Genomic DNA, 20,632 nt, shown 5'->3' with positions numbered 1-20,632 from the left:
GCGACATGGGACAACCGTCAGGTGTGCAGAACGCGCACGGCGAGCAGCACCTGCCAGATCCAGCCGATCGTGAGCGAGACGCGTTGGATCAGCCCGCCCAGATCCACCCAGCGTTGATGCTGGCTGAACGCGGCGCTGGACAGCGCCATCGTGGTCGCGAAGAGCACACCGCTGGCGATCGAGTAGAGGGCCCATCCCGGCGAGAAGGCCGGGGCGAAGACGAAACAGGCGACGGCAAGGGCGAGGAACCCGATGAGGGAGAACAGGTCATGCAGAGCCCCGACGTGCGTGGGGCGACCAAGCCGATCGGGGGTGCCGACTGGGTAACCACTCACCGGATCCGTGCGGCAGATACCTGCGCCCAGCAGACCGACCGCCCATGCACCGACCAACAGCGCACCCCAGTGGGAAGGGCCCGTACGCCACAGGCCCACGGCGAAGACCAGCGACAGCAGGCCCGCGAGGAGGAAGTTGAGGATCTGCATCCACCCGGCGCGGCCTAAGGCAAGCGAACTGACGGGATGGCGGAAGGTCTTGTAGTCCGCACGGCTGGCACCTATCAGTAGGTACACGACGGTGAAGAGGGGGCCCGCGGTGATCCCGCAGGCAAGCAGTGTTTGATCACCCATGCCGTCAATCTATGTTGACACCATGGGCGCGTCAATGCCAGTTGACATAGGGGTGGGCGTCGACCGTCGCCCGAAATGTGCGTCCTGGCGCCATCACCGCCGTTGGCTTCGAGGCACCTCGGTGTCTGCACGTTCCCCAGTTGGAACTTGTTCGCGAAGCATTCCAGAGCGCGCCCCACTGCCGTAGGGGCCAGAGCGGTCGACCCGGGGAGCGCCGTTCTCGCGCGGGCGACGTCGCCGCTTCGGCGGAGGCCGCGCGGGTGCACGGAGCTCGTCACCAGGCTCGCGGCGGCCCTGCACTCGCTCGCTGCGCCGGGCGTCGGCCTCTTCCGCATGTACGGACAGTCCCGACAGCGAGCCGCAGGGGCCGGGCGCGCCGCAGCGGCGCGTCCCGGCCGCGCCCGGATCTACCAGATCTGGGCCACCCATTCGGGGTGGTCGATGAAGGGGTTCCGGTTGTGCTGGTAGGTGTCGTAGATGACCTGGTTGCGGCGCTGCTCGAAAGCGTCCGGCGGGTCCTGCTGGCTCCACTGCTTCAGCACGCTGATCCGGCCGATCGCGGGGGCCGAGCCGTTGTTGACGCTGTCGTTGACTTCGAGGTTCGCGAAGCCGTCGCCGCCGTCGTAGCGGACCGCCATGTAGAGCAGCATGCGCGCGACGTCGCCCTTGACGGCGTTGCGCGGTTCGAAGGAGTCCGAGTCCGTGAAGCTGCCCGGGGCCTCGGCGACCGGGCTGCCGCCCTTGTCGAAGTCCTTGTTGCCGCGGGTGCTGTTGACCGTGACGTCCTCGGGGCGCAGGTGGTGCAGGTCGGTGCCCGGACCGGTGGTGGTGCCGAAGTCGCCGTGGCTCTTGGCCCAGACGTGCTCGCGGTTCCAGTCGTTGACCCCGCCGCCGTTGGTGGACTTGGCCTGGGAACGGCCCGAGTAGACCAGGATCACGTTGTTGTGGTTGGCCGGGTCCTCGTCCGTCACCTTCAGGGCGTCCCACACCTGGTCGTAGGTGACCTTGGACTGCACCTTGATGATCTCGTGGAGCGCGCTCTTGAGAGCGGGCCCGGTCTTGCCGGTGGCGGAGGCGTAGTACGCGTCGACCGACACGGAGCCCGCGAGGGGCGCGGCGGCGGGCGCCACCTGAGCGGGTGCCTGGCCCGCGGAGGCGTGCGCCGGAGCGAACAGCAGGGCGGTCGCCGCGATGCCCGCGGCCAGCGGCGCCAAACGCGAAATTCTTATCACGTGGGGGGTACCTCTCCACACGCACCGCTCCCGCCCGGGGAATTGGCGGGACATCAGGTGGCAGAGCGAGGTTCACATTGTCATGTGCCGAACAGATTAAGAAAACATGTCGGGAACTTGACCCTCGCCGCCCGACCTCCCCGCTCAGACCCGCGCGCGTACGTGCCCCAGCGCCCTGCGACGCGCCCGCCGGGCCAGCGCACCCGCCGCCACGACCGCCGCCGCCGCTCCCGCGAGCGTCAGCGCCCACACCGGAACGCCGTCGCCGATCGTCAGCAAGCGGTCCTCGTAGACCGCCCGGCGGTAGCGGGTGTCGGAGGCGGTGGCCCGCAGTTCGTGATCGCCCTCGATCCGCGCGGGCTCCGGGAAGCGCTGCTCTATGGCGGTCAGGAACACCGGTTCACCACCGGTCAGTTCGGCCAGCGCGGCGCCCCTGGCGCCCGAACGGCCACCCCTCGGGTCGATGCGGTCGGCGAAGGTCACCTCGGGGGCGGCGCCGCCGATCGCGGAGCGCGGCTCCATCCGGTGGTCCGCCAGGACGTACAGCCCGAGCGACTGCGGGGTCTTCGCCAGCCGGGACAGCCTCATCGGATAGACCAGCCGGTCACTGGCGAAGCGGATCCGCAGCGGGTCCAGATCGCCACCGAGGGTCCGGCCCGCCTCCTTGGGCACCAGCCGCACCGCCACGTACTCCCACTTCTGCGCGACGTACGGCCCCAGTTCGGTGGCGAGACCCTCGGGCAGCTCGAAGCCGTTGGCCTGGAGCCACGCGCGCAGCGCCTGCGGGTCGGTCGCGGTCAGGCGTGCGACGTCGAAGTCGCCGAGCTGCTCGCGCCCGACGACGCCGACCGGCGGCGCCGCGCCGGGGCGGGCGGCGCCCACCTTGTCCCCGTCCCCCGAGCCGAAGGGCCAATCCCCCTCCCGGGGCCAGAAGTAGCTCCGCGTCCGGTGCTCGGGCCGGGTCAGCTCGGCCAGGTCGGCGAACAGGTCGGGGTTGCCGAGCTCCACGGTCGCGCGCCCGGGCACCGGCATGATCCAGGCGGCCCGGTGGGCGTCCCCGCTGACGCTGAACCGCATCACGATCTGTTCCGTGGCTCCGTCCCAGCGCACCACCGAACTCTCCCGGCCGACCCCGATCCGGGACCTCCCGTCGGGGATCATCGCGCCGCAACCACAGGCGTAGGCAGGGCTGATCAGCGAGCCGAGCTGGGTCGCGAGCAGGGCGAGCAGCACGGCGAGAATCCTTCTGTTCCTCCACACGGGGTCTCAGACGGCCGCCGCGGTGATCCGGTTCCGCCCGCCCGCAGGGCGTCCCGGGCGCTGCGGTTCTCCCACCCGGTAGAGCACCCCCGTCAGGTGATCCGCGAGACAGCGCCTGGAAGGCTGATGAAGATCTTGTTGAGGGGCGGTCCGGCCTGCGCACAGGTCCTTGAAGGATGCGTTGCGCTGGTGGTGCTGTCCGCCGGGGACGGCCGCCCGCAGGGGTGCGGGATCCGCGAACGTCTCCGCGGGGAACAGCCGGCCACGGTGCTCGGCCAGGAACGCGAACACACTCCCAGCCGGAATCAACTCCCGTCGCGTCGCCCACACATCAGGCCCGACCGTCTCCCCGACGCATTCGCCTTGAACAGCAACGAGTCTGGCCCCGCCATTGACGCGGCGGGGCCAGAACCCAACATCTTCAGGCGAGGTGGCCGGCTCCCACCGTCGCGGCCAGCCCGGTGAGTTCACCGTGGGGACTCACCGCGCCACTTGTTCTCACCGGCTGCCCGGTCTCGTCGAGCCGGGACGTTCACGGGCGGTCGATGACCGGCCCGGGCGGGCCGGCCACGCCGACACACGCTTCGTTCCCCTCGGGGTCGGCCAGCACCCAGTTGGACGGCGCGTCGGCGTCGTTCACCAGGCGGCCGCCAGCCGCGAGTGCTGCGGCTATCCGGGTCTCGGCCTGGTCGTACGGCACCCACACGTCGACGTGGACCCGGTTGCGCTGTGGGCGCGGTGCGTCCATTTGCTGAAAGTAGAACGGCGCTCCGCGGCGCCGCGGGTCGATGAGGTCCTCACCGCTGTTCGCGCGGTCCTGGTAGCCGAGCAGGGCACGCCAGAACGCCACCACGTCGGGACCGGCGAGGGCGTCGATGGTGACCTGAACGGTCTGCACGGCAGACGGGTCGGCCGGTATGTCCAGCGTGCGGGCCACCGCCGAGATCTGCCGGGCCAGCTCGATGTGCCCTTCGGTCAGCCCGTAGTAGTCGTCCGTGACCGTGATCAGTCGTACGGTCACGCCCTCCTGCCTCACATCGACGTCCGGGTGATCGTCCCCGACTCCCGGCATCTCACTGATCGCCTGCACGAATTGGGCGCTGACCGCGAACGACCCGGTGCGGAAGTACGTACAGGCCCCTTCGCCCACGACGCGCCAGTCCTCCACGCCGGCGCTCTCGTGGAACTGCTGCGGCCTGATGCGCTCCGTCTTGCTCTCCATGTAGATCATGCGCTCAACGTAGCGCGCAGATCCGACAACCGGCTTTGACCATTGAGCACTTCGGAACCACTCGCCCAAAGGGCGTTGCGGAAGGTCCGTCTCGGGCAGGCCCCTGTGGCGCGTGGCCCGCCCGGTCGGACAGCGGCAGGCGCCGGGGACGGCCGCCACCAGGCCCGCTCCCGCACCACCCTTTAGGAGAGCTTGCCGTCGTAGTCCGGCAGCTTGACGGTGCGCTCGGCGTGGCCGCCGATCAGATCGCTCTGGTTGTTGCCGATGTTGGCGATGATCGTGTAGCCGCGCGCCTCGATCTCGGCCCGCTTGGCCGTCTTGTACGCGCTGACCTCGCTGAACAGGGCGGGCAGATCGCGGACGTAGAGGCCCGAGACCGGGTAGCCGACCGCCTTGAGGTTGCGCTCGGTGAAGGAGTACACGATCCCGGGGCGGGCGGTGACGAAGAAGATGGCGACCCCGCGGTCGTTGGCGTACCGCGTCAGGTCGCGGACCTTGGCGATGGCGGGTGTCGGGGAGGTCCAGAACCAGTGGAAGTCCGTCTCCAGCGAGGAGTTGTCGATGTCGAGGACGATCGCGGGCCGCTCGCCGGCGGGCGCGGCGGCGATGCGCTGCTCGATCGCAGGCTGTGCCGCGTCGACGACGGCGGCGACGTCGCGCTGCCAGGTGGCGTAATCGATGCCGAGGAACACCGCGTTGCCGCCGGGCGCGGAAGCAGTGGCGGCCGGGGCGACCGTCGTCGCGGGGGCGGGGGCGGGAGCCGCCTGGGCGGTGGCGGCCGGAAGCAGGGCCAGCACGGCCGCTGATGCGGCCACGGCTACGGCGGTCTTGCGGGTGCTGCGCATGGGAGAACGCTCCTCGGTCACGCATTGACATGTACGTGACCAGACTGGACAGTAGTCGCGCTCATGTCTACTGGCCGGTAAGTAACTTTTCGTGGCCGGACGGTGAACGTCCGCCGCGGACCGCGTCGGCGCCACGCCAGGCCGGGCCGCGGCCGCGAGATCTGGCAGAGGCACAATAGCTCGTCATGTCGCGGGTTGGCTCCGGACATGATCCGCGAGGGACGGCCTGGCGCCGGCCCTCACCGGCCTCGATGTTGGCGACCATCCCGCGCAACACCTTGAGCGACGGACCTGTCGATTTCGTGCGGTCCGTCCGCAAGGGGCGTCAGCCGGGCGACCACCTCGGCACGACTCGGCGCCACCGGAGCTCCGTTCACGCGGTTGAGCACCCCGGCGGCCGGATCGACCGGTGCCTGATCGGTGGTGGTGCTCGCGGTCGTGGTAGTGGTCGTGCTCGTGGTCATCGGTGTCATGATCGCGCTGCTTCCTTCCCGGCCGACAGCGGCTCTACGGCCACCGGGACGGCCACCGGGACGGCCACCGCGAGGAGTCCCGCGCCCGGGAAGTGCAGGCGGTCCAGGGCCCCGCCCCGCGGCCACTGCGCGGCCCGGTAGAAGCAGAGGTCGCTGGGGGTCGGCGAGTCCCGCAGGTCGGCGGCGTGCGCACCGGCCGGGAGAGCGGTCGCCGCCGCGCGCAACAGGTCGGTGGAACCGGCCCACTCGGCGACCGGGACCGGCCGGGTCCAGGCTTCCCCCGTGTTCGGGAACATCCAGTGCGTGGCCCCGGACAGCGCCCGGGCGAAGTCCGGGGTCGCGGCGGCCCGGCGCGCCAACCGGACCAAGGTCAGCAGGAACACGGGCAACGACTCGGCGAGCAGGGTGAGTTCGGGGTAGGTGCGCAGCTGTCGGGGATCGGTGGGGACGGAGACGACGGAGCCCCACTCGCCGCTCCCCGGGTCGATCCGGACCTGTACGAGGGCGGAGCTGCGGGCGTAGTCCACGCGCGCGATCGGGCGGTACGAGCCGTCGCCGCCCATCATCCGATGCGTCTCGGGGTCGACGGCGTGCGCCCCGTCGGCCTCGACTCCGGGCAGCAGCCGCAGCGGCGGCAACCCGGGCATCCGTACGCCGCCGACCGCGCGCAGCACCGTACGGATGCCCTCCGGCACCGGCACCGCCCACGCGTCCATCGCCACGTCCGAGCAGCCCGCGTCCAGCTGGACCCACTGCGGCAACTCGGCTGCCAGCGCGTGGAGTTCGGCGACCGCACGATTCGGCGCGTCGGCGGGCACCCGGTGGCGCCGGACCGGCCGGCCCAGGAAGTCTCCGCTGACCACGCTGCGGAGCAGCAGGGCCCGGCCGCCGCCGACCAACCGGAACTGGACCTCGCTGCTCCCGGTGTCGCCGGTGTTGAAGGAGGTGGAGAAGTACGGCTCCCAGCCGATCCCGCAGGGGTGGGCCGGCAGGTCGCGCAGGTCGGCCACGTCGGTGAGCGCGTCGCCCCGGCCGACGAGCCCGGCGAGTTCCGCGTCGGAGCCCTCGGCGACCAGGGTGGTGGGCCGGGCGGGCACGAAGTGCCGGGGCACGGGCCGGTCGTCGGGGTCCGCGCCCGCCGCCAGGTCGGCCGCGAAGCCGGTCAGCCAGCCGGTGAAGCCGGGTGCCTCGACGGTGATCTCCTGCTCGCCCCAGGTGTGCACGGCGACGACCGGACCCCAGTCGGCGCGGCCGTCACCCTCCGCGCCGCCGCCGTCCCCTGCCCCGGTCCCGGTCGGGGGGTCCAGCGGGGCTCCGGCCGTCGGCACGCCGACGATCAACGCCCCCTCGCCGCCGTGGATCTCACCGAGGGTCCAGCACCCGTCGGGGAAGTGGGGCGTGCCGTGCGGGCCGAACTCCAGGCGCGTGTAGTCCACTTCGAGCCCGCCGACCTCCCGCAGCACCACGCGCACGGCCTCGGGAACCCGTACGGGCCAGGCATCGAAGTCGGAGTCGCGGAAGCCGGGGAGGAGTTCGACCTCATCGGGCCGCTCCGCGGCCAGCGCGCGCAGCGCGGCGAGCGCGGCCGGACCGTCCGCCCGAGTCGCCGTGGGCCCCTCGGCGGCGGTCACCGCCGCCGCCCCCGCCTCGTTCGTGTCCTGGCCGTCGTCCGGCATGGTCCCGCCTCGGGTCGTGTGATCGTCTTCGCGCCCGAGCCTACCCAGCGCACCCGCCCCGAGCGGCCGCGGGCGAGCCCGCTCCGCCGGCCGCGGGGACCCGGGCGCGACACACCATGAAGTCCGGCCGGTCCAGTTCCGCCGCCACCTCACGGGCCAGCCGGACCATGTCCTCGCCGCCCGGCCCGGACAGCGTCCACACGACCGCGCCAGCGGGCCCCGCGGCGCCCGCCGTCCCCGCGGCCGGTGGCGGGACGGCGGCGAACCGTTCCCGTACGTCCGCCTCGGCGGTCGTCGCACGGGGCAGGTACAGGGGTTCGTAGCGCACCGGGGCCGTGTCCACCGCGCTCGCGGTCACGCTCCCCCCGCCGATCAGCAGCTCGGTGTAGCCGCGCCCGCCGCTCTCGCCGGGGCCGCGCCCGTGCGCGTTGCCCGAGTAGCCGGCGCGCAGGCCGCGCGCGGGCGCCATGCGGTGGTGGACGTGCCCGAGGGCCCAGTAGTCGTAGCCCGCGCCCGCCAGCGTCCGCACGGTGGTCGGTGCGCAGGTCCTGCCGCTCCACGCGCCGTGCAGGCTGGTGTGCAGCAGGCCTATGTTGGCCAGTCCGCGGATCCGGGGCGGAAAGCCGGCCGCGAGGTCGCGCAGGTCGTCGGCCCGCACGATCGACTGGCCGTGGACGGCCGCCCCGAGGTGGTCCCAGTGGACGGTCTGCGGTGCGTGGGCGTCCAACCAGCGCACGGACGGCGGCAGGTGGAGCTTCTGCGGCAGGGGCGACTCGGCGTCGTGGTTCCCGGCGACGACGACGGTCGCGAGGCCCTCGTCGTGGAAGCGACCCAGTGCGTCCTGGAAGGCCGTCAGCGCGGTGGCGTCGGCGTGGTGCCGGTCGAAGACGTCCCCGGCGACGAGGACGCCGTCGTAGCGCCCGTCGGCGACCCGGCGCACGAGCGCGTCCAGGGCGTCGTACGGGGCCTGCTCGGCGTCGATCCGGGGGGCGCCGGGGTAGTGGTCGAGCCCGCGCAGGGGTGAACCGACGTGCAGGTCGGCGAGGTGCGCCAACCGTATTCGCTCGGGCGCGGCCCGGTCGCGGCGGCCGCCGGACCGCTGCGCGCGTGCGGGGTCCGGGGTGGAGCGTGACGACCGGGCGGGGAACGGCACGGACGGCGGTGTCATGGTGTCCAGCATGCCGAGGCGGGCGCCCCGGCGGGAACCCCGTGGCCGGATCCGGGACCGCGGGAGCGCGGTCGGGACGGATGGGGCGGGCGGTGCGGCCACGGGCGGTGCGGGGCGAGGCACGGGGCGTGGCCCGGGACGCGCCCGCCGACCGTGGCCGCGGGCGCGGCGCCGGCGATCGGCACGAAACCATCGGGCACGAGATCACCGGGCACGGTGCCCGCCCAGGACGAGGTCCGTCTTGAAGGCGTTGCGCTTGAGCAGCCAGCCCTCGGCGCGCAGTTTCCCCATCAGGTCGGCGCGCAGCCGTACGGCCTCGGCGAAGGTGTCGGCCTTGGCGGTGATCTCGGCGAACCAGGATTCCCGGCCGTCCGCGTCGCACAGCGGGGTGATCTGCAGCTCCACCGCGTGGCCGAGGACCTCACCGGGGTAGTTGGTCTGGTGGACGGGCCCGTGGATCAGGGGGCTGGCCGCGACGGCCTCCGCCCAGCCGGCCGGTTTGGCGGGCCAGTTCCGCATCTTGCCGGGCAGCCGGTCGAGCGCGATGGCCCGGCACTCGGCCGGGTCCGGAAGCGCTCCCGGGGCGAGGTCCGGCGCGGGTTCGCGCTTCTTGTTGGAGAAGTCGAGCGTGGCCCGCGAGTAGCTGAGGTTGACCTGCGGGTCGTAGTTGGTGGCACGAGAGTCGAAGCGGTGCGCGTTGGCCCGGTCGAGGGCCTCTTCGACCGCGGCGAGATCGGTCCCGTCCCCGACGATGTCGAACCGGGTCTTGTAGGTCAACCGCAGCCGGTCCTCGGCGCCGTCGTGCCGGAATCGGATGATCCAGCCCGCGCCGGCGAAACTCAGGTCCGCGTCGTCCATGTACTGGGTGACCTCGAAGCCGCTCGACTGCCCGAGCCCGAGCGCGGCGGCGGCCCGGCCGAGCGGGGTCCCGTCGGCGCGCAGGATCCGGTGCGGGTCGACCAACAGCTTGACCTGATAGGTGGGCGCGGCATTGGCCACGCCGACCTGCCCACCCGCCACCTCACCGGTCGACGACCCGGTCGCCGACCCGGTCGCCGACACCTCGGTCGGCGCGGCGGGCGGCGCGGCAGTGCCGCGCGGTCCGCCGCCCTCCTCGGCCGTCACGGCCGCACTCCACGTGGCTGTCCCCACCACTGGCCCCTCACCCTCCCCCGACACCGACATCCCAGAGCATCCGTCGCACATCAACCCATCACGCACCACAGGCCATCAGTCCGGACGAACGACACGGAACCGGTCAGGTGAACGGCGCGTGAACTCGGGTCGGGACCCATGTCCTGACCTGCGGGGTCGTCCGACCTTACGGGGTACGGGAGGCGGCCGCACACTCCGTCGCCATCTCGTGACGCAAGGGCACCCCACCCGTACGCCCACCCGCGCCCCCGTGGCCGCGCCTCCGGCCGTCGCCGCCCGCCCGCCCCGGCCGGGGACGGCCATCCCCGCCCGCCCCCGGCCCGTCGGGGTCAACCCGCAGGTGAGGGGATGAATCCGGAGGCGTGGAAGTAGCCGATGCACGCGTCGAGGAACGCGGCGTCGACCGGCGGGCAGACCAGCCCGCTGCCCGTGAGATCGGCCTCGATCCGCTCCCGGCCCAGCGCCGGGAAGTGATCGGTCGTGCAGAGTTCCTCCAGCGTCAGGTCGCTCCCGGCCGCCAGCGTGGTGAACCGGGGGGCGAACGGGGCGAAGGAGTGGCCGGGCCGCTCGGCCAGATGCGCCTGCATCGCCTCGGTCCAGCGGTGGTAGCCGACGGTCTCGATCCGGTGCCCGTGGGCCCGCAACCGCTGCACGAGGTCGTCGAGCAGCGCCTGGCGCGGGTTCACGTGGTGGTACGTCTGCCCCTGGGCCTCCCGGTGCACGGCGAGGTGGACGATGGAGGCGGCCACGTGGTCCACGGGGACGAAGTTGAGGGCCACCGGCAGGTCGGGGGCGAGGCCCAACTCCGTAATGATCTTGAACAGTTCGCAGAGGGCGGCCCCGCTGTCCCAGGTGCGGCTGACGGTGTCGCCCGTGATCTCGTGCGGACGGTGCACGGCCACCGGCAGCCCGGCCCGGCCGGCCTTGCGCAGCAGTTCCTCCGCGACCCACTTGCTCTCGGTGTACCCCATCGAGAGGAGTTCGACGTGGTCGAGCGGGGTGTCCTCGCCGACCTCCCGCACCCCGGCCGCGCCGAACCCGTGCACCACCCCGATGGTGGAGACGTAGTGCAGCGGTACCCCCCTGCGCGCCGCGAGCGCGATCAACTCCCCGGTGCCGTCGACGTTGGCCGGGCGCAGCTGCTCATAGGGGTAGAGGAAGTTGACATCGGCGCCGCAGTGGTGGATCACGTCCGCGCGGGCGGCCTGGTGGTCGAACTCGGCGTCCGTCAGCCCGAGGCGGGGCCGGCCCAGATCGCCGAGCAGCGGGTGGATCCGGTCGAGGGGCAGGGGCCGGGTGATGCCGTGGCGGCGCTGCGCCCGGGCGATCCTGCGGTGGGCGTGCGCGAGGTCCCGGGCGCGGACCAGCAGGTGCAGCTCGGCGTCGGTGCGGTCGAGCAGCTCGCGCAGCAGGTGGGCGCCGAGGAAGCCGCTGGCCCCGGTGAGCAGCACGTGGCGGGGCACCCGCCAGTCGGGCCGGTCGTGCGCCGTGATGGGTACGGGCGTCACGCGCGGCACCCGCCGCTCCAGGTCCGCGAGCCAGCGGCCCGCGACGGGCGCGCCCCGCGGGGTCGGCCGGTCGTGGACGGTGGCTTCGACGGCGGCGATGAAGGCCTTGAGGGTGGGCTGGTTGAGGAGGTCGCCGACCAGCCGGTAGCTGTGCGCGCCGCCGATGGACAGGACGGCCTGGACGGTGTTGACGAGCTGGGCGGCGATGAGGGAGTTCCCGCCGCGGACGAAGAAGTCGTCGTCGGGGGCGTGCGGGACGCCCTGCGGGAGCGTCTGTTCCCAGATCCGGGAGACCAGGGCGGCGATGGACTCGCGGTCGGCCCCCGCGGTCGCCGCTCCGTCCGCCCCTTCGGGGAGCGGGCCGGACGGGGACGCCGACGGCAGGACGTCAGCGGCGACCCCCGGGCCGAGCGGACCGGCGGCCGGACCGGCAGCCGGACCTGCGGCCGGGACCGAAGCCGGGGCCAGGGCGAGCAGCGCCGCCCGGTCCACCTTGCCGTTCGCGGCCAGCGGCAGCCGGTCGAGCACCGTGATCGTCGCCGGGACCATGAACGCGGGCAGCCGCTCGGCGAGGTGGGCGCGCAGCTCCCGTACGCCGGGGTGCCGGCCGGGGCGGGCGGCGGTCGCGAAGAGGGCCAGGTGGCGGGTGGGGCCGTCCTCGCGAGCCAGCACCACGGAGTCGGTGATCCCGGGGTGGGTGGCGACCGCGTCACGGATCTCGTCGGGTTCGATCCGGAACCCGCGCACCTTGACCTGGTCGTCGCGGCGGCCGCGGAACTCCAGCGTGCCGTCCTGCGCGCGGCGTACGAAGTCCCCCGTGCGGTAGAAGTCGGCGGCTCCCGCCGCCGCGTCCCGGGCCACGAAGCGGCGGGCGCTCTCGGCCGGGTTGTTCAGGTAGCCCGCGGCGACGGCCGGGCCGCCGATCCACAGCTCGCCCTCCTCCCCCGGGCCGGCCGGAGCCCCGTCCTCCCGGAGCACCAGGCAGTCGGTGTCGGCGATCGGGCGGCCGATGGGGACGCCGGTGGCCCCCTCGGGGACGGCCTCCACCTGGTGGGCGACCGCCACGCAGGCGGTCTCGGTGGGGCCGTAGGCGTTGATCAGCCGCTCCGGTCGCCCGTGCGCCAGCACGCGGCGGGCCGCGTCCGGGCGCAGGGCCTCGCCGCCGGTCAGGACGTAGCGCAGGCCCGCGAAGGTCTCGGGGCGCTCGTGCGCGATGTGGTGGAAGACGCTGGTGGTGGCGAAGAGGACGGTGACGGCCTGCTCGCGCAGGAAGGTGGCGAGGGCGTACGGGGCGAGCAGCAGGGTGGAGTCGGCCGGGACCAGGCAGGCCCCGTTCAGCAGGGCGGGCCACATCTCCAGGACGGAGGCGTCGAAGGAGAGCGTGGCCGCGTGCAGCACGCGGTCGGTGGGGAGCACCTCGTAGAAGCCGTTGTCCACGCAGAGCCGGACCAGCCCGCGCTGCGGCACGGCCACGGCCTTGGGGCGCCCGGTGGTGCCGGAGGTGAACATGACGTAGGCGGGCACGTCGGCCGTCACCGCGGGCCCGGCCGGGGCGCCGGACGCCTCGCCCTCCACCTCACCCTCCCCCTCGCCGTCCCGGAGGCGGGCCCGTCCGGCGGCCAGGATCCGCTCGTGGTCCCAGGTGGGGGCGATGTCGGGGTCGACCGAGACCGCGCCCGGCAGCCGGACGACGGCGAGGGCCGAGGCGTCCTCCAGCATGCCGGCCACCCGGGCCGCGGGCAGGGTCGGATCCAGCGGCAGGTAGCTGGCCCCGGCGCACACCACGCCCAGCAGCGCGACGCAGGCCTGGGGGCCGCGCGGGCCGGCGACCGCGACGACCGCGCCGGAGGTGACGCCCAGGGCGCGCAGCCCGGACGCGAACTCCCGTACGCGGGCGGCCAGTTCGGCATAGGTGTAGCGCGTACCGCCCGGCTCGTCCACGGCGAGGCGCTCCGCGTGCAGCCGCGCACGCTCGAAGAACAGCTCCGCCACCGGCCGCGCGTGGACGCTTGCGCCCGCCGCGTCCGCCAGGTCCGCCGTGTCCGCCGGGTCCGCCAGGTCCGTACGACCCGCCCCACCCGCCGGGTCCACCGCTGTTTCGGTCATCGCCGATCCCCCTCCTCGTCAGGGACGGAAACGTATCCTCCGCTCGGTTTCCCTGAAGCGGACCGACGTTTTCCGGCCATCGGAGGGGGTCAACACGGCGCGAATCCACCGGATCAGCGGGACATCTAAGCCAAGTCCCGTGCGCGGGCGGCCTCGACGACCCCGGACTCGTAGGCGGCGATGACCGCCTGTGCCCGGTCACGCACCCCGAGTTTGTTGAAGACGTTCGTGATGTGGTTCTTGACGGTGGAGCCGCTGATGTCCATCTCCCCCGCGATCTCGGCGTTGTCGAGGCCGGTGGCCATCAGCCGCCACACCTCGGCCTCCCGGGGCGTGAGGTCGCCGACGTCCGGGACCGGCGCCGCGGATCGGGGCGGGGCCGGGGTGGTGACGTAGGCGGAGAGCAAGCGAGTGAGCAGGCGCGGGGCGACCGCCGCCTCCCCCGTGTGGACGGTGCGGACCGCCGCCAGCAGTTCCTCGGGGGACACGTCCTTGGGCAGGAAGCCGGACGCGCCCGCGCGCAGGGCGGCCACCACGTACTCGTCCAGGTCGAAGGTGCTCAGCGCGAGGACCCGGCAGCCGGGCAGTTCCGCGGCGATCCGTCCGGTGGCCCCGACCCCGTCGAGGACCGGCATCCGGATGTCCATCACGACGACGTCGGGATGGTGGCGGTGGGCGAGGGCCACCGCTTCCTCGCCGTCACCCGCCTCGGCGACCACGACGATGTCCGGGTCGGGCCCGAGGATCAGGGCCAGGCCCCGCCGCACCAGCGGCTGGTCGTCGGCGATCAGCACCCGGATCGGCCCCGGCGCGCCCTCGGCCGCGCCCGCCGTTTCGCTCGTGGTCCCGCTCGTGGTCCCGCCCGCCGCCGCGCTCATCGCCGCGCCCCTTCCCGTACGTCCTGTGATGCCGACCCCCGCACGGACTCCCGCACGGATTCCCGTACGGACTCCCGCCCCGACGTCCCCGGGCTCGGGTCGACCGGGAGGTCGGCCGCCACCCGGAAGCCGCCCTCGTCGAGCGGACCGACGTCCAGCGTGCCGCCCTGCAGCGCCACGCGTTCGCGCATGCCGATCAGACCGTACCCGGAGCCGCCCCGCCCCGCCCGGGCCGGTGGCGCCCCGCCCTCGGGGCCGGTCCCGCCCACCCCGTCGTCGCACACCTCGACGGTGATCCGGTCCGGGTGGTAGGCGATCCGTACGGACGCCCGCGCGTCCCCCGCGTGCTTGCGGGCGTTGGTCAGCCCCTCCTGCACGACCCGGAAGACGGTGAGGCCGACGGTCGGGGGCAGCGGGTACGGCTCCCCCAGGACGCTCAGTTCGGTCGGCAACCCGGATCCGCGGGACTCGGTGACGAGCCGGTCCAGGTCGTCGGCGCCGGGCTGGGGGGCCTCGGGCGCCGCCGCGCCGTGCGGGTGCGGCGCCGCCGCGTCCGGGGGCGGGTCGTCGGCCCGCAGGACGTCGAGCAGCTGGCGCATCTCGCTCAGCGCGAGCCGGCCGGAGCCCTCCAGCGTCATCAGGGCCTCGCGCGCCGCCTCGGGGGACCTCTCCAGGTTGGCCCGTGCGCCGCCCGCCATCAGCTGCATGACGGTGATGTGGTGGGCCACGATGTCGTGCAGCTCCCGTGCGATGCGGCGGCGTTCCTCGGCGACGGCCCGGTCGGCCAGCAGCCGGCGGTTGGCCTCCACGTCCCGCTGCCAGCGGTTGACCAGCAACGCGGCCCCGACCACGATCACCGCCGAGGTCGCGTACCCCAGCGCGGCCATCCCGAACGTCACCCCGCGGGCCGAACCGAGCAGGGCCAGGGCGACGGTCGCCAGGCCCGCCGCGGTCGTGGCCGCCGGGCGCCCGGTCCGGGCGACGGCGTACAGGGCGACCACCAGGCTGGTGTTGATGCCCGGGGCGACCGGGAGGCCGAGGCGCAGCGCCACCTCGAAGGCCATGACCGCCGCGAAGACGGCCACCGGGAAGCGGCGGCGCACGAGCAGCGGGAGCGCGGAGGCCACGAGGAGGAACACGGCGCCCGGGGTGCCCGGCCAGTGACCGGCCTGCCGCGCCATGCCGTAGGCGATCAGGTCCGCCGCCACCGCGCCGATGGTGACGAGCGCGTCCTCACGCGTCCACAGCGGTGCCGCGGCGTCTCGGCCGCTCATCTGGGTCCTCCCCCGGGCCGCCGACCAGCCCTCCGGCCTCGTGCCGGTGGCGCCGCGACCACGCCTGGACCCATTCTCGCACCGGGTCCGTGCAGCGACCACGGACCGCGGGGGGAGGCCCTGACCAGGACCAGGGTCCTGGGTCGCGCCCGGCGCCGGACCACGCTCCCCGCCCGCTTCTCATCCCGCGCCCCGATGATCGCGGCCCCTCCTCCTGATGGTCTGGATACAGGCCGGGAACCACCCGGAGCACCCGTCCCGCACCACCGGAGGAAATTCGTGATCCGCGCCCTGACCGGCTTCTCCACCAGGAACCCATGGAAGGTGATCGCCCTCTGGGCCGTACTGGGCATCGCCATGACCTTCCTCAACGGTGCCCTCGTCTTCCGCGTCACCGGAGCCCAGCCGGGCGACTTCCTGCCCGCCGGCTACGACTCGGCCGCCGCGCTGAAGGTCGCCGAGGAGCGCTTCGGGGTGAAGCCCGACGCGAACACGGTGACCGTCCTGGTCGGGCGGTCCGACGGGGCGCCGCTGACCGGCGCCGACGAGCAGCACGTCAAGGCCGCGGCGCAGAAGCTGGGGCAGCGGCGCGTGGCCATGCCCCCGGCGAAGAACGACGGGCCTGCCTTCCTCCTGATCGACCATTCGCAGACCCCGCGGGTGGCTCCCGCCATGACCGCCCCGGACCGCAGCTTCCAGCTGCTCTCGGTCCAGCTGACGGGCAACTCCATGGACCCCGGTCTGCTGGACGTCTACCGCGCGTTCCGGGCGGACGCCCGGGCCGAGTTCGCCGAGGCGGGCCTGCGGAGCGGGTTCACCGGCGGCGTCGCGTCGGTCACCGACACCACCGATGCCGGGGAGACCAGGTCCAAGGTGGTGGGCGGGCTCACCACGGGGCTGATCCTGCTGCTCAACGTGCTCGTCTTCCGCAGCGTCCTGGCCGCCCTCCTGCCACTGCTCGCGATCACCTTCATCGGCGGCGTCGCGGGCGGCGCCGTCTCGGGGACCGCGATGCTCACCGGCATCAAGCTCGACGGGTCCACGCCCAGCCTGATCGGGGTGGTGCTGCTGGGCATCGGCATCGACTACTTCCTCTTCCTCCTCTTCCGCTACCGCGAACAGCTGCGCGCCCAGCCCGAGCGCGACGCCCGCGCCGTGGCCGCCGAGGTCTCCGGCCGGGTGGGCACGGCGATCACGTCGGCGGCGCTGACCATCGTGGCCGCCTTCGCCACCCTCGGGATCGCCTCCTTCGGGCAGTTCCGGGTGCTGGGTCCGGCCATCGCGGTGTCGGTCCTGGTGATGCTGCTCGGCAGCCTGACGCTGATGCCGGCCATGCTGGCGATGGCGGGGCGCAAGATGTTCTGGCCCTCGCGGGCCCTGAAGCGGGCCCCGCGCGCGGGTTCGGCCGGGCGGCTCGGCGATCTGGTGGCGCGGCGGCCCGTGGCCCTGGTCCTCGCCTCGGTGGCCCTGCTCGGCGTGCTGGCCACCGGGCTGGCCGGGATCGCGATGGACTACGGCCAGGGCGGCAGCGGCGAGAAGACGGCGGCCACCGAGACCGCGGCCGAGATCGGCCGCGCGCTCCCGGCGGACGCCTGGGAACCGACGACCGTGTACGTCACCGCCCGCGACGGCGGCGCCCTCACCACCGGGCGCCTCGACGGGCTCTCCCGGGCCCTCGGCTCCGTCAAGGGCGTCGGCCGGGTCGGGCCGACGACCCTGAACGAGGACCACCGGGCCGCCCGCATCGACCTGTTCCTGACCGTCGATCCGCAGACGCAGCCGGCCCGCGACCTGGTCGCCGGTCCGGTCCGCGGCACGGTGCGGGCCCACTCCCCGGAGGGCACCGAGGCCCACGTGGGCGGCACCGCCGCGGTGTTCGTGGACATAGCCGACGCCGTCGACGAGGACCTGCGGATCGTCTTCCCGGTCGCGGCGGCCCTGATCGCCCTGATCCTGGTCGTCCTGCTGCGCAGCCTGCTCGCACCGGTGATCCTGATGATCTCCGTCGGGCTCGGCTTCGCGGCGACGCTCGGTGCCTCCGCCCTCGTCTTCCAGCACCTCCTGGACAAGCCCGGCGTCGCCTTCACCCTCCCGCTGGTGCTGTTCCTGTTCGTCGTCGCCCTCGGCACCGACTACAACATCCTGATCAGCGACCGCATCCGGGAGGAGATGGAGCGTCCCGGTCCGGCCCGGGCGGCCGTGGCCCGCGCCGTCCGCAGCACCGCGCCCGCCATCACCACGGCGGGCCTGGTCCTGGCCGGATCCTTCGGCAGCCTGGCGGTCGCACCCGACCCCGGCTCGCGGCAGGTGGGCTTCGCCACCGCGGTCGGCATCCTGCTCTCCGCCTCCGTCCTGTCACTGGTCCTGGTGCCGGCGCTGGCCGCGCTCCTCGGCCGCGGCACGTGGTGGCCCGTCCGACCGGGGCGCCACAAGCACCGCACGCAGACCCCGCAGGCTCCGCAGACCCCGCAGGCTCCGCGGGCCCCGCAGCCCGCACCCGAGCCGCACCACGTACCGTTCCCCTGATCCACGCCCTTCCGCACGCCCGCACCCACCCGGTCCACACGGCCGGGTGGGTGCCCGCGTTCGCCGCACGCCGCCGCGCCCTCCGGGAGGGCGCGCCGACGGGCGGCACTACACCGTGGTGCGCTCCAGGGCCGCGTCGCGGACGTCGGGCTCCGGGTGGCGGCGCAGGGTGCGCAACAGGTCGCGGTGGGCGGCGGGCCAGTGTGCGCGCAGTCCGGCCGCCGTGAGCAGGGCCAGCGCGAAGAGGCCCTCCGTGCGCTCGCCGGTGGCGGCCAGGCGCCCCGCGACCGCGTGCAGCGCCTCGGGGGTCCCCCCGTCCTCGGTCAGGGCCGCCGCGCGCAGCGTGTCCGTGGTGGCGCGGACCAGCCCCGGGCGGCCCGCGTGAGCGCGCGCCAGGAGGACCAAGGAGTCGTACAACTCCTCGTGCGGCAGGGCGGGTTCGAAGGCGCGCGCGCTCAGCCGGATGCCGGCCGCGGTGGTGGCGTCGTAGGCCGTGAGCACCGCGACCACCTCGGCCACGACCGCGCGCGGGGCGCCGTCAGCGGGGCGGACCCGGTCGAGCGGGGCGCCGAGTCGGGTCGCGAGGTGGGTGATCCGACGCAGCGCAGGCCGGTCCCGCAGCGCACCCGCGTCGTCGGGGCCGTCGACGGACCGACGGTCGGCCGCGATCAGTGCGTCGACCGCCCGGCACACGCCCCGACCCGCCTGCGGGCTGCTCGCGGCGGCGTCCGCGAGGACGTCCGCCGCGGCGGACCAGCCCCGCCGGTCACCGAGGTCCACGGCGACCGCGAGCAGCGCCTCCACCACCGCGTCCGGGGCCCAGGGCAGCCAGGAGGCGAGGGACCGGCAGGCGGCGGCGACCTCCTCGGGCGCCGCGCCCGCGCTCGCGGCGAGGACGATCCTGGCGTAGGGGGCCCGCGCCGCCTCCGGCAGCTCCGTGGGGGCCACCCGCAGGACCGCGGCCCGTTCGGCGGGACCCCCCTGGGCGGCCGCCGCCAGCAGCCGCGCGGCGCGCTCGTCTCCGATCAGCGGCGCCGCGAAGGGCACGCAGGCGGCCCGTACGTCGGGGTGCTGGCCCGGCGCCTCGAACGCCTCGGCGAGCACCGCGGCGACCCGGGGCCGGCGCAGTCGGACGGCGGCGAGCCGCACGGCCTCCTTGCGGCTGGTCACCTTGGCCGCGCCGGGCGCGGTCAGCGCGCTCAGGACGCCCTCCAGCCGGGTGGGCGACACGTACCGGGAGGCCCTGGTCGCCGCGTACACGGCGACGCGCGCCCGGTCCCCGCCCGCGTGGGCGAGCAGTTCGGGCAGCGCCTCGCCGGGACGGTCGGTCCACACGAGGGCGGCGAGCGCGGCTTCGACGAGGAGCACCTCGGGCGCGGCGGTGGCCGCGCGCACGACGGCCGCCCCCCGGCCGGGGACGCGCGCCACGGCGTCGACGGCGAAGGCACGGTCACCCAAGGACAACGTCGTGTCCGCGCACTCGGCGGCCAACACCTCGGCGACACGGCCCTGTTGGCGGCCGGTCCAGCGGTGCACCCCCGAGAGGTGCGGGCGGGGGCGCTGGCTCGCGTCGTGGAACCGGCCGGCCGGCCGCTCGCCGATCAGCGCGCCGAGCAGATCGGTGCGCTGGTGGGTCACCACGTGGGCCACCTGGGGCAGGCAGACGGTCGAGGGGTCGGCGGCCAGCAGCTCCTCGACGCGCGCGCCGCGGTGCGCCCGGGGCTCCAGCCACAGGGCGGCGGCCTCCCGCGAGGTGCTCGGTCGACCTCGGTGCACGGCCGCCGCGAGCAGTTCCTGGAGCGCGGGCAGTGCGGCGGCGCGCCGGCCGAGGGCGTGCGCGAAGGCCACGGCGGGCCGGAACTCCCCCTTCTCGGCGCAGGTTTCGAACCACGGCCGCAACGCCTCGTAGAGCGGGCGTTCCTGACCGTGGCTCAGGACCTGGTCGAGCCGACCGAGAGCGAGGCGGTGGGTGCGTCCGAAATCGTCGACGACGGTGCGCAGGGCCCAGGCGCGCAGCGCGGAGTCGGCCGCCGCGTGCTCGCGCAGCACGCCGAGGGCGGTGCGGGACAGGGCGCCGCGCGTGGGCTGGGAACAGTCGCGGGCCTCGACGGCGTCCCGGGCGATGCGTTCGAGGTGCGGTGCGGCCTCGTCCACGAAGAGCGCGGGCCGTACGTCGGCCAGCGCGGTCAGGGCCGCGGTGCGCACCGGGTCCTGCTCGTTGCGCAGGCGGGCCATCTCGGCGAGGACGAGGAGCACGGCCTCGGGGTCGCCCGAGCGCCCCGCGTTCGCGATGAGCAGCCGCCAGCCCACGGCCCGGTCGTGGGCCACGGGACCGGTCGTGGCGGCGAGCAGTTCGGGGCGGGCCTCGGTGGGCGGCAGGTGCGCGACGGCGGGCCGCACGGCGCTCGCGCCCTCGCCCCGCTCCCGCGCCGCCCCGATCGTCCGGCGCGCTTCGGCCGCCGCCGCGGCGCGGGGCAGGGCGGCGAGCAGCTCGGTGTCGACGCGGACGTGCGGGCCGCCCGCGGCTTGGGGGGGGGGGGGGGGGGGGGGGGGGGGGGGGGGAGGGGGGGGGGGAGGAGGGGGGGGGGGGGGGGGGGGGGGGGGGGGGGGGAGGGGAGGGGAAGGGGGGGGGGGGGGGGGGCATGGCTTACGGCAGTATCCTCGCCGACGG

14 protein-coding genes are annotated in these 20,632 nt (G+C 74.5%); 1 reads left to right on the top strand and 13 read right to left on the bottom strand.

What is annotated here, in order from left to right; all coding sequences use genetic code 11:
- Window positions 1-17: 17 nt before the first annotated feature.
- The 12 genes from ACZ4UB_RS11715 to ACZ4UB_RS11660 form a co-directional block, all read right to left on the bottom strand.
- The gene (locus ACZ4UB_RS11715; RefSeq protein WP_468069970.1) at window positions 18-629 is read right to left on the bottom strand and encodes a DUF998 domain-containing protein; all 612 of its coding nucleotides are present in this window, start codon (window positions 627-629) and stop codon (window positions 18-20) included.
- Between the two features lie 407 nt (window positions 630-1,036).
- On the bottom strand, window positions 1,037-1,843 hold the full coding sequence (locus ACZ4UB_RS11710; RefSeq protein ID WP_468069969.1) for an endonuclease I family protein: 807 nt from the start codon (window positions 1,841-1,843) through the stop codon (window positions 1,037-1,039).
- Window positions 1,844-2,005: 162 nt separating this feature from the next.
- On the bottom strand, window positions 2,006-3,091 hold the full coding sequence (locus ACZ4UB_RS11705; RefSeq protein ID WP_468070155.1) for a DUF2330 domain-containing protein: 1,086 nt from the start codon (window positions 3,089-3,091) through the stop codon (window positions 2,006-2,008).
- A gap of 562 nt (window positions 3,092-3,653) precedes the next feature.
- The gene (locus tag ACZ4UB_RS11700) at window positions 3,654-4,352 is read right to left on the bottom strand and encodes a VOC family protein (RefSeq protein WP_468069968.1); all 699 of its coding nucleotides are present in this window, start codon (window positions 4,350-4,352) and stop codon (window positions 3,654-3,656) included.
- Window positions 4,353-4,534: 182 nt separating this feature from the next.
- Window positions 4,535-5,197, bottom strand: a complete 663-nt coding sequence (locus ACZ4UB_RS11695) for an HAD family acid phosphatase (protein WP_468069967.1) — start codon at window positions 5,195-5,197, stop codon at window positions 4,535-4,537.
- A 239-nt stretch (window positions 5,198-5,436) separates the two neighbouring features.
- A complete protein-coding gene (locus ACZ4UB_RS11690; RefSeq protein WP_468069966.1) occupies window positions 5,437-5,661 on the bottom strand; it encodes a hypothetical protein in 225 nt (74 codons plus the stop codon).
- 5 nt (window positions 5,662-5,666) lie between these two features.
- A complete protein-coding gene (locus ACZ4UB_RS11685) occupies window positions 5,667-7,346 on the bottom strand; it encodes a hypothetical protein (protein ID WP_468069965.1) in 1,680 nt (559 codons plus the stop codon).
- Between the two features lie 40 nt (window positions 7,347-7,386).
- Entirely contained in the window at window positions 7,387-8,514 is a 1,128-nt protein-coding gene (locus ACZ4UB_RS11680; protein ID WP_468069964.1) for a metallophosphoesterase family protein, read from the bottom strand.
- Between the two features lie 204 nt (window positions 8,515-8,718).
- Window positions 8,719-9,639 carry a hypothetical protein gene (locus tag ACZ4UB_RS11675; RefSeq protein WP_468069963.1) on the bottom strand — a complete coding sequence of 307 codons (921 nt, stop codon included), beginning with the start codon at window positions 9,637-9,639 and terminating at the stop codon, window positions 8,719-8,721.
- Between the two features lie 359 nt (window positions 9,640-9,998).
- Window positions 9,999-13,283: an amino acid adenylation domain-containing protein gene (locus ACZ4UB_RS11670; protein ID WP_468069962.1), complete on the bottom strand. Its 3,285-nt coding sequence runs from the start codon at window positions 13,281-13,283 to the stop codon at window positions 9,999-10,001.
- Between the two features lie 125 nt (window positions 13,284-13,408).
- Complete coding sequence (locus ACZ4UB_RS11665; protein WP_468069961.1) at window positions 13,409-14,161, bottom strand: response regulator; 753 nt, start codon at window positions 14,159-14,161, stop codon at window positions 13,409-13,411.
- On the bottom strand, window positions 14,158-15,435 hold the full coding sequence (locus ACZ4UB_RS11660; RefSeq protein ID WP_468069960.1) for a sensor histidine kinase: 1,278 nt from the start codon (window positions 15,433-15,435) through the stop codon (window positions 14,158-14,160). The genes ACZ4UB_RS11665 and ACZ4UB_RS11660 overlap by 4 nt, the downstream gene beginning before the upstream one ends.
- Window positions 15,436-15,714: 279 nt before the next feature.
- Between ACZ4UB_RS11660 and ACZ4UB_RS11655 the strand changes: the two genes are divergently transcribed.
- Window positions 15,715-17,961 carry an MMPL family transporter gene (locus ACZ4UB_RS11655; protein ID WP_468069959.1) on the top strand — a complete coding sequence of 749 codons (2,247 nt, stop codon included), beginning with the start codon at window positions 15,715-15,717 and terminating at the stop codon, window positions 17,959-17,961.
- A 108-nt stretch (window positions 17,962-18,069) separates the two neighbouring features.
- Here the strand turns inward: ACZ4UB_RS11655 and ACZ4UB_RS11650 are convergent, their stop codons facing one another.
- The gene (locus ACZ4UB_RS11650) at window positions 18,070-20,361 is read right to left on the bottom strand and encodes a hypothetical protein (RefSeq protein WP_468069958.1); all 2,292 of its coding nucleotides are present in this window, start codon (window positions 20,359-20,361) and stop codon (window positions 18,070-18,072) included.
- Window positions 20,362-20,632: the final 271 nt, after the last annotated feature.

Source organism: Streptomyces sp. NPDC028419 (genome assembly GCF_055565515.1).
The sequence above is the reverse complement of the archived record's forward strand: the minus strand, read 5'-3'. Positions and strand labels throughout refer to the sequence as shown.